Annotated in this window: 14 protein-coding genes; 11 read left to right on the top strand and 3 right to left on the bottom strand. The window is 29.7% G+C overall.

Features of this window, described 5'->3' with window-relative positions; genetic code table 11:
* Nucleotides 1-7: 7 nt before the first annotated feature.
* From E0E45_RS13435 to E0E45_RS13410, 6 genes are all read left to right on the top strand, one after another.
* Nucleotides 8-970: an acetylxylan esterase gene (locus E0E45_RS13435; RefSeq protein ID WP_130891640.1), complete on the top strand. Its 963-nt coding sequence runs from the start codon at nt 8-10 to the stop codon at nt 968-970.
* A gap of 25 nt (nt 971-995) precedes the next feature.
* Nucleotides 996-1,946, top strand: coding sequence for an ROK family protein (locus E0E45_RS13430; protein WP_130891639.1), 951 nt, complete (start codon nt 996-998; stop codon nt 1,944-1,946).
* A 50-nt stretch (nt 1,947-1,996) separates the two neighbouring features.
* Nucleotides 1,997-2,452 (top strand): YhcH/YjgK/YiaL family protein, encoded by a 456-nt coding sequence (locus E0E45_RS13425; RefSeq protein WP_130891638.1) that lies wholly within the window; start codon nt 1,997-1,999, stop codon nt 2,450-2,452.
* A gap of 44 nt (nt 2,453-2,496) precedes the next feature.
* Nucleotides 2,497-3,369, top strand: coding sequence for an N-acetylneuraminate lyase (gene nanA, locus E0E45_RS13420; RefSeq protein ID WP_130891637.1), 873 nt, complete (start codon nt 2,497-2,499; stop codon nt 3,367-3,369).
* A 30-nt stretch (nt 3,370-3,399) separates the two neighbouring features.
* Entirely contained in the window at nt 3,400-4,074 is a 675-nt protein-coding gene (locus E0E45_RS13415) for an N-acetylmannosamine-6-phosphate 2-epimerase (RefSeq protein WP_130891636.1), read from the top strand.
* Nucleotides 4,075-4,406: 332 nt separating this feature from the next.
* A complete protein-coding gene (locus E0E45_RS13410; RefSeq protein ID WP_130891635.1) occupies nt 4,407-6,656 on the top strand; it encodes an EAL domain-containing protein in 2,250 nt (749 codons plus the stop codon).
* A gap of 22 nt (nt 6,657-6,678) precedes the next feature.
* Here the strand turns inward: E0E45_RS13410 and E0E45_RS13405 are convergent, their stop codons facing one another.
* From E0E45_RS13405 to E0E45_RS13395, 3 genes are read right to left on the bottom strand one after another with little or no spacing between them, the layout of a single operon-like run.
* Entirely contained in the window at nt 6,679-7,626 is a 948-nt protein-coding gene (locus tag E0E45_RS13405; RefSeq protein WP_130891634.1) for a 2-keto-3-deoxygluconate permease, read from the bottom strand.
* A gap of 17 nt (nt 7,627-7,643) precedes the next feature.
* Entirely contained in the window at nt 7,644-8,801 is a 1,158-nt protein-coding gene (locus tag E0E45_RS13400) for a UxaA family hydrolase (protein ID WP_130891633.1), read from the bottom strand.
* A gap of 45 nt (nt 8,802-8,846) precedes the next feature.
* Nucleotides 8,847-9,140 (bottom strand): UxaA family hydrolase, encoded by a 294-nt coding sequence (locus E0E45_RS13395; protein WP_130891632.1) that lies wholly within the window; start codon nt 9,138-9,140, stop codon nt 8,847-8,849.
* Between the two features lie 204 nt (nt 9,141-9,344).
* Between E0E45_RS13395 and E0E45_RS13390 the strand changes: the two genes are divergently transcribed.
* From E0E45_RS13390 to E0E45_RS13370, 5 genes are all read left to right on the top strand, one after another.
* Entirely contained in the window at nt 9,345-11,210 is a 1,866-nt protein-coding gene (locus E0E45_RS13390; protein WP_130891631.1) for a sigma 54-interacting transcriptional regulator, read from the top strand.
* 180 nt (nt 11,211-11,390) lie between these two features.
* A complete protein-coding gene (locus E0E45_RS13385; protein WP_130891630.1) occupies nt 11,391-12,695 on the top strand; it encodes a sensor histidine kinase in 1,305 nt (434 codons plus the stop codon).
* Nucleotides 12,670-13,470, top strand: a complete 801-nt coding sequence (locus E0E45_RS13380; RefSeq protein WP_130891629.1) for a response regulator — start codon at nt 12,670-12,672, stop codon at nt 13,468-13,470. Before E0E45_RS13385 ends, E0E45_RS13380 begins: the two co-directional genes overlap by 26 nt.
* Before the next feature lie 121 nt (nt 13,471-13,591).
* Nucleotides 13,592-15,124, top strand: coding sequence for a Na+/H+ antiporter NhaC (gene nhaC, locus E0E45_RS13375; protein ID WP_130891628.1), 1,533 nt, complete (start codon nt 13,592-13,594; stop codon nt 15,122-15,124).
* A gap of 28 nt (nt 15,125-15,152) precedes the next feature.
* Nucleotides 15,153-15,566 (top strand): hypothetical protein, encoded by a 414-nt coding sequence (locus E0E45_RS13370; protein WP_130891627.1) that lies wholly within the window; start codon nt 15,153-15,155, stop codon nt 15,564-15,566.
* Nucleotides 15,567-15,951 lie beyond the last annotated feature (385 nt).

The raw sequence follows: 15,951 nt of genomic DNA, 5'->3' as shown, positions 1-15,951 counted from the left end.
ATAAAAAATGCCATTAAGTGTGGATATGTCATTAGAACAATTAAAAAAATATCAAGGAAGCAGTAAAAGGCCAGATGATTTTAATGAATATTGGGAAAATATACTCAAAAAAAGAAAGTTTTTTTCTGGTAATATAGAAATAAAAAGGAATGAATTTCAAACTCCTTTTTGTGAATGTTATGATATATTTTTTCATGGAATAGAAGAAGCTGTCATACATGTAAAATATTTAAAACCTAGAAATATAAGGGGAAAAATACCTGCTATAATAGAATTTCATGGTTATGGAGGCTGCAGTAAAGATTGGACTTATAAACTTCCATATGCAGCATGCGGAATAGCAGTGTTTTCTATGGAATGCAGAGGACAGATGGGTGATTCTACTGATAGTTTTGGGGTTCAAAATCATTTTAGAAATTGTAATCTTATAAGAGGAGTGATGACCCCAGAAGATTTATATTATAAAAAAGTATTTTTAGATGCGTTAGATTTAATGGATATTGTAATGGAGTTTGACTATATAAATATTAATAAAATTGGAACAATGGGCTATTCTCAAGGTGGGGGAATAGCCTTAGCTCTTGCAGCTTTAAATACAAATGTGAATAAAGTATTTGCTGTATATCCATTTTTAAGTGATTATAAAAGATGTTGGGATATGGATACAGGAGCTGCCTATGAAGAAATAAAAGATTATTTTAGACAAAGAGATCCACAACATGAAAGAGAGAATGAATTTTTTAATAACTTAGGATATATAGATATCCAAAATATGGCTCATTGGATAAAAGCTGATGTTGTAATGACAACTGGGCTTATGGATAAGGTGTGTCCTCCATCCACTCAATTTGCTGTATATAATAAGTTGTTATGCAGAAAAAAACACTTAATATTTCCAGAGTATGGACATGAAGATATGTTGAATGGCTTACAGGATGAAAATTTAAAATGGGCTATGGAACTACTTTAGAGTGATTAGAAACAAGGAGAAAAAATTGAAGATAGTAGGTATAGACATTGGTGGAACAATGATAAAATATGGTCTGATATCTTTAGATGGAGAGATATCAGCTGGAGGAGAAATTCCTACAGAAGCTGAAAAAGGTATAGAGAATTTATTCCAAAAAATATCTGGTATAATAGAAGTGTATCCAAAGGAAAAACTTTTAGGTATAGCTGTTTCTGGAACAGGACAGGTAGATGGAAATATTGGAAAAGTAATAGGTGGAAATGATATTATTCCTGGATGGATAGGAACAGATTTAGTAAAGATGTTAGAAAAGAAGTTTTCTCTCCCAGCAGTTCTGGAAAATGACGTAAATTGTGCAGCACTTGGTGAAAAGTGGCTTGGAGCAGGAAAAGAAAAAAAAGATTTTATATGTGTAACTATTGGAACAGGTATAGGTGGAGGGATTGTCATGAATGATGATATCCTGAGAGGAGATACTTGTGTAGCAGGAGAATTTGGACATATACAGATAGTAAAAAATGGACTCAAATGTATGTGTGGAAAAAAAGGCTGTTATGAGAGATATGCTTCTGCTACAGCTTTGGTAAGAATGGTTAAGGAAAAAACAGGACTTAAATTAAATGGAAAAGAGATATTTGAAAGAGAAAGAGCAGGAGAAACTGTATATAAAGAGATAGTAGAAGAATGGATAGATTACCTCACAGATGGTTTGAGTACAATTATATATATTTTTAATCCATCCCTTATAGTTATTGGTGGAGGAGTTACAAAACAGGGAGATTATCTCTGTGAAAGAATAAATAAAAGTCTTGTAACAAAAATTGGTTTAAATTATAAAAAGAATCTTTCTATAAAATTTGCAGAACTTGGAAATAATGCAGGAATGTTGGGAGCTGTATATCTTTTGCTTAAAAAACTGGAAAACTTTAATAATAAAAATGAAAAAAAGATTGACAAAACACCTAAAAAGGTATAAATTAAAATAAAATGTTCGCGAGAACAAAAAAGTTGAAAGGAAGATAAGAGATGATATATGGTGAAATAAAAGACCTGAATCAGTATAAAGGAATATCTGAAAATCTTGATAGAGCAATAGAATATATTCTAAAGGGAGAGTATAAAAAAGGGATTCCAGGAAAAAATGTTATAGATGGAGATAATCTTTATTTTAATTATCCAAGCTGTGCAATAACAAAAGAGATAAAAGATGGTTTCTTTGAAGGTCATAAAAAATATATAGATATACATATAGTCATATCTGGAGAAGAGAATCTAGGTTATACTCCTCATTCAGAAGTAACTGTAAAACAGGAGTATGATTCAGAAGGGGATTGTGAGTTATATGATGGAGAGCTAAAGAATGTGTTTCATGTATCAGCAGATAGATTTATAATGTTTTTCCCAGATGAACCTCATATGGCATTGCTAAAAGTAGGAGAAGTAAAAGAGATAACAAAGGTAATATTCAAAGTGTTGGCTTAATTTCAAGTGATTAATAAAAAATAAAAATATATTAGGAGGAACAAATGAAAGGAATATTTTCAGCTTTAATGGTACCATATAATGAGGATGGATCTATAAATGAAAATGGATTAAGAGAGATAGTAAGACATAATATTGATAATATGAAAGTTGATGGATTATATGTAGGTGGAAGTACTGGAGAAAACTTTATGATTTCTACAGAAGAAAAGAAAAGAGTATTTGAAATAGCCATAGATGAAGCTAAGGATCAAGTACAGCTTATAGCTCAAGTGGGAAGTATCAATGTATTTGAATCAGTGGAGTTAGGTAAATATGCAACTAAATTAGGATATAAATGTCTTTCTGCTGTAACACCATTTTACTATAAATTTAGTTTTGAAGAAATCAAAGAATACTATTTTACAATTGTAAGAGAAACTGGAAACAATATGATTATTTACTCAATTCCATTCTTAACAGGAGTAAATATGTCTGTTGCTCAATTTGGTGAATTATTTGCTAATGATAAAATAATTGGAGTTAAATTTACAGCTGGAGATTTCTTTTTATTAGAAAGAATGAGAAAAGCTTACCCAAATAAATTAATCCTTGCTGGATTTGATGAAATGCTTTTACCAGCAGCAGTTCTTGGAATTGATGGAGCAATTGGAAGTACTTATAATGTAAATGGATTGAGAGCAAAAGAAATATTCAGATTAGCAAAAGAAGGAAAAATTGCTGAAGCTTTAGAAATTCAACATGTAACTAATGATCTTATTGAAGGAATTCTTTCAAATGGATTATATGGAACTATCAAAGAAATAATGAAACTTCAAGGTGTGGATGCTGGATATTGCAGAAGACCTATGGCAAAAGTAACTCCTGAACAAGTAGCTGGAGCTAAAGTTCTTTTTGATAGATATCTTGCTAAATAATTACTGTACTTAAAGAGAGGTGACATTGTAATGAATAGATTGGAAAAAGTGAAAGGAAAACTTATAGTTTCTTGTCAGGCTTTAGAAGATGAACCTCTTCACAGTTCTTTCATAATGGGAAGAATGGCTTATGCAGCTTTAGTGGGAGGAGCTTCTGGAATTAGAGCAAATACTATATCTGATATACAAGAAATTAAAAAGAATGTTGATCTTCCAATTATTGGAATAATAAAACAGCAGTATGGAGATAATCAGGTATATATAACTCCTACAATGAAAGAGATAGATGCTTTGGCAGCTGAAGGAGTAGATATCATAGCTCTAGATGGAACAAAAAGAGAAAGACCAGATGGAAATACTCTTGAAAATCTAATGAAAGAAGCTAAAATAAAATATCCAAATCAATTATTCATGGCAGATATATCTTCAGTAGAAGAAGCTGTTGAGGCAGCAAGAGTAGGATTTGATATAGTAGGAACTACTTTAGTAGGGTACACAGAATATACAAAAGGAAAGGATCCTTTGACAGAACTGGAAAAGGTTATAAAGGCTGTTACTGTACCTGTAATAGGAGAAGGAAATATTGACACTCCAGTAAAAGCTAAAAAGGCTTTGGAGCTAGGAGCCTATGCAGTGGTAGTTGGTGGAGCTATAACTAGACCTCAGCAAATTACAAAGAAATTTGTAACTGAAATGGAAAATTAAAAAATAAAGAAAGAACTATTTTGTAGTAATCTTAAAATCTTAGATAATTAAGATAAAAGGATAATGCATTTTAGTTCTTTTTTTATAATTTATAAAAATATTAAGTACTGAAAAATAAAATTATAAATAATTATGATATAGAGCATTAAGTTATATTTGAATATTTTAAATGTTTCTTAATTTCTTGACTTTAAATTATATATAAGTTAAAATATTACTGGTATTAAAGAATATTTTTATTTCTTAAAATTAAAAATAATATTATAAATTATTTTTTAGTATATTAAAAAGTGAGTAAATTTAAAAATATAATAATATTTTTGGAGAAAACTATGGCAAAAAAAAAGAAAAGCAAAATAAGAGAAATGATAACATTATTAGCAATAGGGGCAGTAATATTCATAGCAGCTCTTTCTTTTTCATTTGTCAATAAAGTAAAGAATTCTATACTTTCTGATACACTAGGAAATATTTCTGAAATAACTATCCAAAGTGCTGAAAAGTTTGCATTATTTTTGGAAGCTGATAGAGTAAAAGTTGAAGCAGCTGATTGTGTAATGGAGATAGAATTAAGGGATGGATTTTCAGAAGAAGATATATATATGGTATTGACACATCTTTATGACAAGTATAAAACCTCATTTACATTTATTCTCAATGATGGAAAGATTTATAAATTAGATAAAAGAACTAAGAAAATTTGGAGAAGAGAACTAGAAGAGATAGATTTTAATAAATATGGAAAAAGAGGTGTAAAAGGACCAGTATATAACAATATAACAGGAAGAAGAGAAATAAGTACTTATAAAAAGATAAATATTCCTAAAATAGGAGAAGCACTTATCATGAAGAGTAGAGATGTAGAAACGCTCTATGATGAATATGAGCTTTCTTTTTATAATGGAATGGGATATTCATATGTTATAGATATTCATGGAGATATTTTATTTAGACCTAGAAATATAAATAGTAGTAAGGATTTAAGTAATTTTTTTGATATTTTATATAAAGAAAATATTTCACAAGAAGCGGATAAAGTAAGAAAAGATTTATTAGAAGATAAAGCTGGTATAAGAATAATGGAATACAGGGGAATAGAAAGAATTATAAGTTATGTTCCAGTAAAGAATGTAGAAGATTGGTATGTAATTTCAGTAATTCCTCTTTCAGCAGTAGAAAAAGCATCAAATAGTATAGTTGTAAGAGCATTATTTTTATGTCTTTTTATTATATTAGTAGTTGGAATAGGAACATGGTTATATTTGGTTTCAAGGACAAAATATGAAAAAGAAATAGAAAAAATAGCATATAATGATTCTCTTACAGGACTTATGAATTTTATAAAATTTAAATTAGAAGGAAATAAAATTTTAAAAGATATGCCTTTAGGAAATTATGCAGTTTTCTATATGGATATAAGAAATTTTAAAATGATAAATGATGTATTTAGCTATAAAATAGGGGATAAAATAATACAAGGAATTGCAAATGAGCTAAAAAACTTTTTTTCAAAAGAATCTTTGGTAGCAAGAGTAAATGCAGATAATTTTGTAGTATTGATTGAATATTTAAATAAAGACATACTTGAAGATGAATTAAATAGTATAATAAAGAAAATGAGCAGCAGCAGTTATGTAAAAGATATGGAATATCATTTAGATATTTATGGTGGTGTATGTTGCAGAGAAGATTCAGAAAAAAATGATGTAAATACTATATTAGACAGAGCTAATATGGCTCGTAAATATGCAAAAGACAGTAAAACTAACAAACTTGTTTTTTATAACAAAACTATGAGTGAAATTTTGATAAGAGAGCAAAATATGGAGCTTAAAAAAGAAGAAGCTTTAAAAAATGGAGAATTTATTGCATTTATACAGCCAAAATATTCTTTGAAAAGTGGAAAAGCAGAAGGTGGAGAAGCGTTAGTAAGGTGGAAAGCAAATGGAGGATACATCTCTCCAGGAGAATTTATTCCATTATTTGAAAAAAATGATTTTATTGTAAGTATAGATAAATATATGCATGAAGAAGTATGTAAACTTCAAAGAAAATGGCTGGATGAGGGCTTAAAGGTATTTCCTATCTCTGTAAATGTTTCAAAAAGACAACTTTACAATCCTTATTTTGCAGAAGAATATATTGAAACTAAAAATAGATATGAACTGCCAGATGGTCTTATAGAGTTAGAATTTACTGAAAGTATTTTTTTTGAAAAATATGAAGTGATATCTGGGATTGTAAAGAAACTGACAGAGCATGGATATATATGTTCAATAGATGATTTTGGCTCAGGATATTCTTCGTTAAATCTATTAAAAGATGTTTCTCTTGGAGTTTTAAAGATTGACAGATTATTTTTTGAAAACTTAGAGAATAATAAAAGAGGAGATATAATTATTAGAAATGTTATAAATATGGCAAGAGAATTAAATATGAAAATTGTTGCAGAAGGGGTAGAAACTTTAGAGCAATTAGAATTGTTAAGAAGTGTAAATTGTGATATGGTACAAGGATATATTTATGACAGACCTATGCCAGTGGAAGAATTTGAATCTAAATATTATAATATAAAGGGCTGATCATAAGATCAGCCCTTTGGTTTTAAATCTGAATAGATTCTTTTTTTCTTTGATTATATTTATATACATAAGTTGTTAAAACAGGAACTAAAAATGCTGTAAGTATAGTTGAAGCAGCAACTTGAGCAGTAGCTATTTTAGCAGTTTCTAAAAGTCTTGGATCCATAGCAGCAATTGCTAAAGGTGTAGCAACAGCATTTCCAGATGTACTAGAGATTGCTGCACCAGCTATTCCACTACCACCAGTTATCTTATCTGAGAGAATATTGAATAGTCCTCCAATTATTACTGTCATAAGTCCAAGTATAACTCCAGGTATACCAGCTTTTATAAGCATAGCAAGATTGATTCCACACCCTAGGCCAAAAGCAAAGAATGGGATCATAACTCCTCCAGCTTTTGATAAAAATTCTTTCATATCTTCATCAAGATTTCCAAGTAAAGCACCTAGGAGGATAGGAATAACAGCTCCAATCAGTATAGAAAAAGGAATAGCAGCAACACCAGCACTTCCCAGAGCAATCATAGTAAGAAATGGACCATCATTTAAAGAAACTATTGCAATAGCTCCAGTATCAGTAGCATCTCCAAATTCACCTGTAAGAGCAGCATAAAGTCCTCCATTGCTATTTGTCATAGCAGATATTATTGCCAACGCTGAAAGCCCAAACAGTCCTTCTGTACCCATAAACTTACTTACAAGAATACCAATAACAGCACCTATTAAAAATTTTGAGATTGTAATAACAGAACCTTTTTTTATAACTTGGGGTGCTGCTTTTAAATTTATTTCAGCTCCCATACATACAAGGAAAACAGCTAATATAGGCATTGCACCTCTAGCTAGATTAGTGGTAAAGCTACCTATATCTAAAATCTGTGGACAAAATGTATTCATTACAGCCCCAATAATAAGAGGTACTACCATCATTCCACCTGGAATTTTTTCAATACTTTTTTTTATTTTCATATAATTCACTCCTTATATTAGAATGTTGGTGCTATTTTATAAATGCAGAATTCTCTATGTTTCAGTGCTTCAGCCTTAGTAATCTTTCCATTGCAAACTTCAACTATTTCTTCAAATAATTTTTCACCCATTTCTTTTATAGTTTTATGACCTGAAACAATTTCTGATACATCAAAATCTATATTATCTTCCATATTTTTAAAAGTATGGAAGTTACCTGTAAGTTTAATAACAGGAGCAAGTGGATTACCAGTTGGCGTTCCTCTACCTGTTGTAAAGATAACAACCTGAGCCCCTCCAGCTACCATTCCTGTTATTGATTCAATATCCTGTCCCGGAGTATCCATTATAAAGAGACCTTTTTCAGCAGGAATATCAGCATATTGGAGTACACCTTGGAATGGAGCAGTTCCAGATTTATGAATACATCCAAGAGATTTTTCTTCAATAGATGTAAGACCACCTTCAATATTTCCTGGAGTTGGCTGTCCACCTCTGATGTCTTCTCCTAATGCCATTGCTCTTTCTTCACAACCTCTTACTAAATCGAGAATTTCTTGAGAAACTTTTTCATTTATACCTCTTCTTGCAACAACATGTTCAGCTCCAATAAATTCAGTAGTTTCTGATAAAATACTAGTTCCACCCATTTCTACAAGGATATCTGATGCTACTCCGCAAGTAGGATTTGAAGCTAATCCAGATGTTGTATCTGAACCTCCACATTCCATTCCAAGAATAAGTTCTGAAATATCACATTCTACTTTTTTTTCTAATGAAAGTTCTTGAGCAAATCTTCTAGAAATAGAAACTCCCTTTGCAAAAGCTTTAAGAGTTCCTCCTTCCCCCTGTATAGTTATCATTTCTACTTTTTTTCCTGTTTTCTTTATTTCATTATATACTTCTAAAGGTTCAGCTCCTTCACAACCAAGTCCAACTACTAATACTGCACCAACATTGGGATGAATTCCTGTATTAACAATAGTTTTTAATGTAAGTCTTGCATCTCCCCCTAACTGGCAGCAACCAAAAGTATTGTTGATATGAGTGCTTCCTTCAACTGCCCTAGAAATGTCTTCTGCTAATTTATTAGAGCATACACTAGTTGCTAAAATAAGTACATAGTTTCTTATTCCTACTTTTCCATCATTTCTTCTGTATCCCATAAATTTCATATTAATTTCCTCCTGATTTTTTTTATTTCTGCTAAAAAATTGTTATTAATGTTTTTTATCTCCTCTTCCTCTATCACTTTCTACATTATGTACATGAACATGTTCTCCAGTAAAAATATCTTTAGTTGCAGTTCCAATGCTTTCATTGTATTTTATAACATGTTCTCCTTTTTTTATGTCTTTAATAGCAAATTTGTGACCAAATTTAACATCTTCTTTCATAACTACTTCAATTACTTCATCCCCCAGAAACATTTTGGCAATATCTCCTTTTTTTAAATCGACAGTTGCAGTAGCTAAAGAATCATTTTTTGTTACTATAACACCTTGTTTTTCCATTTTAAGCCTCCTTGAATTTTGTTGTCTGCCATAGATATATAAAGCAATTTTTATGCCATAATATTGAAAAAAATAAAAAATAACCGAAAGTAGTGAATAAATTTAAATCAGAATATTATAAAGAATAAAAAATAATGATATAATATGAAATATATTATAAAAGCGTTGTATTTTACAGCTGTAAATTTCAATATAGGAGGAAAAATGAAAAGAATATGTCTGCTTGCACCATATAAAGACTTTTTAGAGCATGAAGAAAGCGATAAATTTTTAATAAAGAAATATGCTAATTTAACAGAAGCTGTAAAGGTAGCAAAAGATTTTCAGAATAATGATGGAGAAATAATTATAACAAGAGGAGGGACAGCAAAAATAATTAGAGAAAATACTTCTCTTACAGTAATAGAAATAGAAATATCTAGTATAGAAATATTGAAGACATTGAAGAAAATAGAAAAAACAGATACTCCATTAGGGATAGTAGGATATAAAAATGCAGTATATAAATGCAGTTATTTAGCTAATATAGCTGGATTTAAAGAAACATACGAAGTAATATTTGATGAGGAACAAAGTTATAATAAATATTTGAATACTCTTGAAGAGCTGATATATGAAAAGAAAGTCAAAACTTTTATAGGAGATACAGTACTTTTAAATACTCTAGAGAAAAAGCCATATTATATAGACTTTTATCTTATAAAATCAGAGTATAATTCTATTCATAAGGCTTTTCAAGAGGCTAAAAAAATGTTGGAGTTTAAAGAGAATGAAAAAATAAAAAATAGATATCTAACAGCTATTCTTAATAATACAGATTGTGGAATGATATATACAGATAATGAAGGAAAAATAGGACATTATAATTCTATGGGAAATAAGCTGTTTAATAATAAAATATATATAGATGATAATATTTTTGATTTTATACAAGAGATAGACCAAGAATTTATTTTTGGATTAAAAGATGAAGTAAAAAATATTCTTATTGATACCAAAAAAGAAAAGGTGTCCATGGATATAACCCCTGTACAGCAGTCAGAAAATAAAAACAGTTTTCTCTTTACTTTCAGAAGATTTAAAAATATAGAAGAATCAGCTAATAGTTTAAGAAAATCTTTAGTTAATTTAGAATTTTCAGCTAAACATACATGGAAAGATTTGGTAACTAGTGATAAGAATTTTGAAGAAATTAAAAAAATTGCAAGACATTATGCTGGAACAGAAAATACCATACTTATAACAGGAGAAAGTGGAACTGGAAAAGAGCTGTTTGCTCAAAGTATACATAATGGGAGCAAAAGAAAAAATGAACCCTTTATAGCTTTCAATTGTGCTAATATTTCAGAGAATCTTATAGAGAGTGAACTTTTTGGATATGAGGAAGGAGCTTTTACAGGAGCAAAGAGAAGAGGGAAAAAAGGCTTATTTGAACTTGCTCATAAAGGAACTATTTTTTTAGATGAAATATCTGAAATTCCATATCATCTTCAAAATAAATTTTTAAGAGTTCTTCAGGAAAAGTGTTTTAGAAGAGTTGGAGGGGAAGAAACTATATATGTAGATGTGAGAATTGTAGCAGCTACAAATAAAAATCTTTCTTTATTATGTGAAGAGGGAAAATTCAGAACGGATCTTTTCTATAGATTGAATGTACTGGAAATAGAAACTATACCATTAAGAAAAAGAAAAGAGGATATTTTTATTATAGGAAAACATATACTAGAAAAAGAACTTCTTGGATTAAATCTTTTTGAAGCAGAAAGATTTATAAATATATTGGAAAAATTATCTGAATATTCATTTCCAGGAAATGTAAGAGAGTTGGAAAATATAATAAAAAGAGTAGTGGTGTTGAAAATAAATTTAAAACTTTCTGATGATAAAATATTAAATCTTCTTCCTTTTGGAAAAAGTGAGAGGAGAAAAAATGAATTTTCAAATATGACACTTAGAGAGATTGAGAAAAAAATAGTAAAAGAGATACTTGAAGAAGAAGGTAATAATAAGACTAAAACAGCTATTAGATTAGGAATAGATAGAGGAACATTAAATAGAATATTAAATTAAAAGTATGCTATATTTTAAATTATATCTAAAAAATGTAAAAAAAGTTGCAAAAATGATGTAAATGTTCTAAAAAAATTGTTTTGTGTTGACTGAAAAAATATATAATGGTATCATAAAGTACAAATGTTTTTTAGAGAAATAAAGACTATAATGTAGTATAAATCAAAGGAAGTGAATTATGTGAAAGAGACATATTTGCAAAATTATCTTGTTGAAAATTATACACTTATTGCAATAATATTGGGTACATATTTTATTGTTTCCATGAAATCAGCAGTGGATATATTTATAAAAAAACGAATGATTATAAATATGACCATACTTTTGATTCTATCTATAGTAGAGTTTTATATGAATTGTCATAAAGATCAAACTATAATGAAATTGCCTCTCATAATAACAGGATTAATCTATTATTCTTTAAAACCTATAGTTATGGCTATAGTCATAACTATAATTGAACCTAAAAATAAATTAATCTATATTCCTGCAATAGTAAATTTCTTTTTTTATTGTAGTATATTTTTAAAAAATAAAGTATTTTATTTTGGAGCTGATGGAAGTATTGAACTTGGACTTTTAGAATATACCTTTATTATTACAAATTGGATATATTGGGGTATATTCCTTTTTGTATTGAATCTTAAATTTTATAAAAATACAAAGATAAATCATCTTCAGGCTTTCTTTTGTATAGCATGGCTGATGACTGCAAATATTATGGAATCAATAGGGATGAGACCAGGAATATTGAATGAAAGTTATGCTACAGCTTTTTTGTTTTATTATCTTGTAATACATGTACAAATATCTCAGCAGGTGAATGAGGAGAAAGAAATAAAGCTGAGGGAACAGAGGATATCATTGATGCTTTCACAGATACAGCCTCACTTCTTATATAATACTTTAAATACTATAACTGCCCTTTGTCGAGCAAATCCAAAACTTGCAGAGGAAACTACTATAAAGTTTTCTGGATATCTTAGAGAAAATATGTATAGTATGGGTGAAAATGATACCCAGCTTTTTTCTAAGGAGCTAGAGCATACAAATATATATCTTGATATAGAAAAGCTAAGATTTGGAGATAGGGTAAATGTAGAATATGATATAAAATCATCTGATTTTGATATGCCAACTCTTACATTGCAACCAATTGTAGAAAATGCAGTCAAGCATGGGATATGCAAAAAACTTGAAGGTGGAACTATAAAAATTTCTACAGAAAAGAAGGGGAGAGATTATATAATAACAATTTCAGATAATGGAATAGGTTTTGAAGTAGAAAGTGCATTAAATGATGGGAAGGAACATGTTGGTATACGCAATGTAAAAGAACGGTTAAAAAGTATTGTTAATGCAGAGCTTGAAATTACAAGCTTTATAGGAATTGGAACAATTGTAAAAATTATTATTCATGGAGAAAGAAAAAAGTTAAGATTAGAGAAAGGAGAAAGGCGTGAAATACTTAGTATTGGACGATGAAATACTTGCAGCAGAATATCTTGTAGCATTAATATGTGAAGTTGACAAAAAAGCAGAAGCTATAACAGTAAATAATCCTGTTAAGGCACTTGAGCTTATCAAGGAACAGTTTCATGTGTGCTTTATTGATATACAAATGCCAGGATTAAATGGCATAGAATTTGCAAATAAACTTAAAAAATTGTATCCAAAAACCAATTTTATATTTGTAACTGGTTACTCAGATTATATGAGAGAGGCATTTAAATTGGATGCCAGTGATTATATAATGAAGCCAGTAAATGTGGAGCAGATACGCCATGCACTTGAAAATCTTAGATATTCTGTACCTGAAAATTTATTAGGAGATGAAAAGAAAAGGATACAGATAACCTGTTTTGGAAACTTTGATATACTTATTGATGGGAATCCTGTGAAATTTAAGTTTGAAAAGACAAAGGAGCTTTTGGCATATCTTGTTCATAGGAAAGGGGCAAGATGTACTTCAAAAGAAGTAATTGCAAATTTATGGGAGGAAGAAGGACATGACTCTTACTATAGGATGTTGAAAAAAGACTTACGAGATGTGCTGAATAAACTGGGATGTGAAAAAATAATATATAGTGAAAGAGGAAAGATTGGACTGTTGGACTTAGAGAGTATTCAATGTGATTATTTTAAATGGGGAGAAAATATTGTAGAAGGGAGGAAACTTTATCATGGAGAATATATGGCTCAATATTCTTGGGGAAAAGAAGTTAATGCTTTTTTAGATATGGATAAATATCAAAAATAAGAATTATAAATGAATATAAAAAAAATTGAAAATTTTTTATACTCATTGACACTTTCTTGACAGTAAGAGTGTTATAGTAAAATTATAATTATATAAATTATAATTTTGGGGAGGTATTTCAATGAGTGAAAAGAGCAGAAAAGTCAGACTACCAAACAAAGTGGAAGCTATTATTCCTATTATTTTTCTTCTGACAGTAATGATTACAAACTATGTGCTGGGATGGGGACTTGACCCTCATATTCCTGTAACACTTTCATGTGGAGTTGCCATGATTATTGGGAAGTTGTGTGGATATAACTACAAAGAAATGCTTGCAGCAGGTCTTGAAGCTGTTAATCAGTCACTTGAAGCAATAATTATCATTCTTCTTGTTGGATGCTTGATTGGTTCATTTACTGCATGTGGTACTATTCCCGCAGTAGTGTATTATGGATTAAAGTTATTTACACCAGCTATATTCCTTCCATTTGTAACGATTCTTTGTGCAGTTGTAGGGATTGCACTTGGATCAGCTTGGACTGTAACAGCAACGCTTGGAATTGCATTTATGGCGATAGGTACAACAATGGGGCTAAATCCAGCACTTATTGCAGGAGCTATTCTTTCAGGAGCATGTTGTGGGGATAAATTTTCACCACTTTCAGACTCAACAAATCTAGCTGCAGGTTCTGCACAGACTGGTCTTTTTGATCATGTGGCTGCTATGGTAACTACAACTTTACCAAGTCTAATTATGGCAATAATTATATATGCGTTTTTTTCACTTTCAAAGGTTGAAACTTATGATCCTACACTTGCAAATGAGCTATCAGGTGCAATTCTTGAGCATTATAGATACATGAGTCCAATTCTTCTTGTTCCTATTTTGTTGATTATAGTAGTAGCAGTAATAAAGATGCCAGCTATTCCTTCAGTAGTACTGCTTTCATTGCTTGGGTGTGTATTTGCTTTAATCTTCCAAGGAGCTGGAATTGCTGACTGTATAAAAATGTTACACTATGGATATGAAGCTCAATCAGGAAATGCACTATTTACAAAGCTTGTAAATAGAGGTGGTATGGATAGTATGCTTTGGACTAACAATCTTGTAATAGTTGCTGTTGCTTTTGGTGGAATACTTCAAAAGATAGGTTCAGTAGAATCACTTCTTGGTGGGCTAATAAAGAAAGTTAAGACTCCATTCCAGTTAGTCATTGTTACAATCACAACTTCAATGTTTTGTATCACAACTATGTGTGACCAATACTTAGGATTAATAATTCCTGCATCAATGTATAAAGATAACTTTGATAAAATGGGACTTGGTAGAAATATGCTTTCAAGAACACTTGAAGATGGTGGAACTTTATGGTCACCACTTATTCCTTGGTCATCTTGTGGGGCATATCATGCAGCAGTACTTGGAGTTCCAACACTTTCATACTTACCATATTGCTTTATGAATATAATAAACCCTATTTATGCTATTGTTACTTTAAGTTGGGGAGGAAATATTTTATATGCTGATGGTTCAAGAACTAATGTATTTGGCAATCTGAAAAAAGGTCGTGGACCTGCTGAGGCACCTGAAGAAGCATATGAAAAGGCTATGAGAGCTCTGGCAAGGAAAAGAAGTGCTGATAATTTTAATGGTTTACAGAAAGATAGTTAATACTATTTAATGTAAGAGGAGAAATACTATGAAATATTATGGAATTATAACAGAACAAAAACTATGGGTAAAAGTTGGTATTATAATTTTGGGTGTTTATACTATTTATAGCTCTATTATAAATCATAATTTATTTTATTTTCCATTTGGAATTGTTATGATTCTTGCTACTTTTTCTGATAGAAAACATATAATTTCACAAGAGGGTGTGGATATTCTTTATACTATCTGTGGAGTTCAGTTCCATAATATGTGGAGCTGGAGTGAAATAAATACAATTCATACAGATTCGATTAGCTCTAAACCAAATGTAGAAGTGCATATTGGAAAGGATATAATATCTAGAAGATTTATTTTATCAAAGGTTGATACTGACAAAACAATAGCTATTACAAGAAAAATGAATTCAAAGATTTATATTTCAGAAGTAAATAAGAAATAGTAAATATCAATGATAAATAGGGCTGTTTCATTTTTTGAATGGACTATACAGAAATGCTGAATGGATTTTTATCTTCTCAGCATTTTTTTTAATAAAAAAGGTATAAAGTACTTAAAATTTTTTGTAAATATACTTAAATAATTCATAATAACACTTTTTTAATTTAACTTAACCTAAAGGTTTTCATCTCATAGAATACCAAGTTTTTGAATATGATTTTGTGAAAGAATTTAGCAAAATTTTGGAGAAGATAGATTTTGATAAGTTAATGCAAGTATTTTCTCATAAAACAAAAACTCAGCCTGTTAGAATGTTTGCTATTTTAAACTTTGAACAAAACTTTTTTAAATTGCATATTAGAGCTTTTTAAGGTATAATTTTTTAT

The sequence above is a fragment of the Fusobacterium ulcerans ATCC 49185 genome (genome assembly GCF_900683735.1).
GTDB classification, from domain to species: domain Bacteria; phylum Fusobacteriota; class Fusobacteriia; order Fusobacteriales; family Fusobacteriaceae; genus Fusobacterium_A; species Fusobacterium_A ulcerans_A.
The sequence above is the reverse complement of the archived record's forward strand: the minus strand, read 5'-3'. Positions and strand labels throughout refer to the sequence as shown.

What these genes read in the sequence shown, in the direction of transcription:
- E0E45_RS13435 (WP_130891640.1), top strand. Translation starts at nt 8, where the DNA reads ATGCCATTAAGTGTGGATATGTCATTAGAACAATTAAAAAAATATCAA.
- E0E45_RS13425 (WP_130891638.1), top strand. Translation starts at nt 1,997, where the DNA reads ATGATATATGGTGAAATAAAAGACCTGAATCAGTATAAAGGAATATCT.
- nanA (WP_130891637.1), top strand. Translation starts at nt 2,497, where the DNA reads ATGAAAGGAATATTTTCAGCTTTAATGGTACCATATAATGAGGATGGA.
- E0E45_RS13415 (WP_130891636.1), top strand. Translation starts at nt 3,400, where the DNA reads ATGAATAGATTGGAAAAAGTGAAAGGAAAACTTATAGTTTCTTGTCAG.
- E0E45_RS13410 (WP_130891635.1), top strand. Translation starts at nt 4,407, where the DNA reads ATGGCAAAAAAAAAGAAAAGCAAAATAAGAGAAATGATAACATTATTA.
- E0E45_RS13405 (WP_130891634.1), bottom strand. Translation starts at nt 7,626, where the DNA reads ATGAAAATAAAAAAAAGTATTGAAAAAATTCCAGGTGGAATGATGGTA.
- E0E45_RS13400 (WP_130891633.1), bottom strand. Translation starts at nt 8,801, where the DNA reads ATGAAATTTATGGGATACAGAAGAAATGATGGAAAAGTAGGAATAAGA.
- E0E45_RS13395 (WP_130891632.1), bottom strand. Translation starts at nt 9,140, where the DNA reads ATGGAAAAACAAGGTGTTATAGTAACAAAAAATGATTCTTTAGCTACT.
- E0E45_RS13390 (WP_130891631.1), top strand. Translation starts at nt 9,345, where the DNA reads ATGAAAAGAATATGTCTGCTTGCACCATATAAAGACTTTTTAGAGCAT.
- nhaC (WP_130891628.1), top strand. Translation starts at nt 13,592, where the DNA reads ATGAGTGAAAAGAGCAGAAAAGTCAGACTACCAAACAAAGTGGAAGCT.
- E0E45_RS13370 (WP_130891627.1), top strand. Translation starts at nt 15,153, where the DNA reads ATGAAATATTATGGAATTATAACAGAACAAAAACTATGGGTAAAAGTT.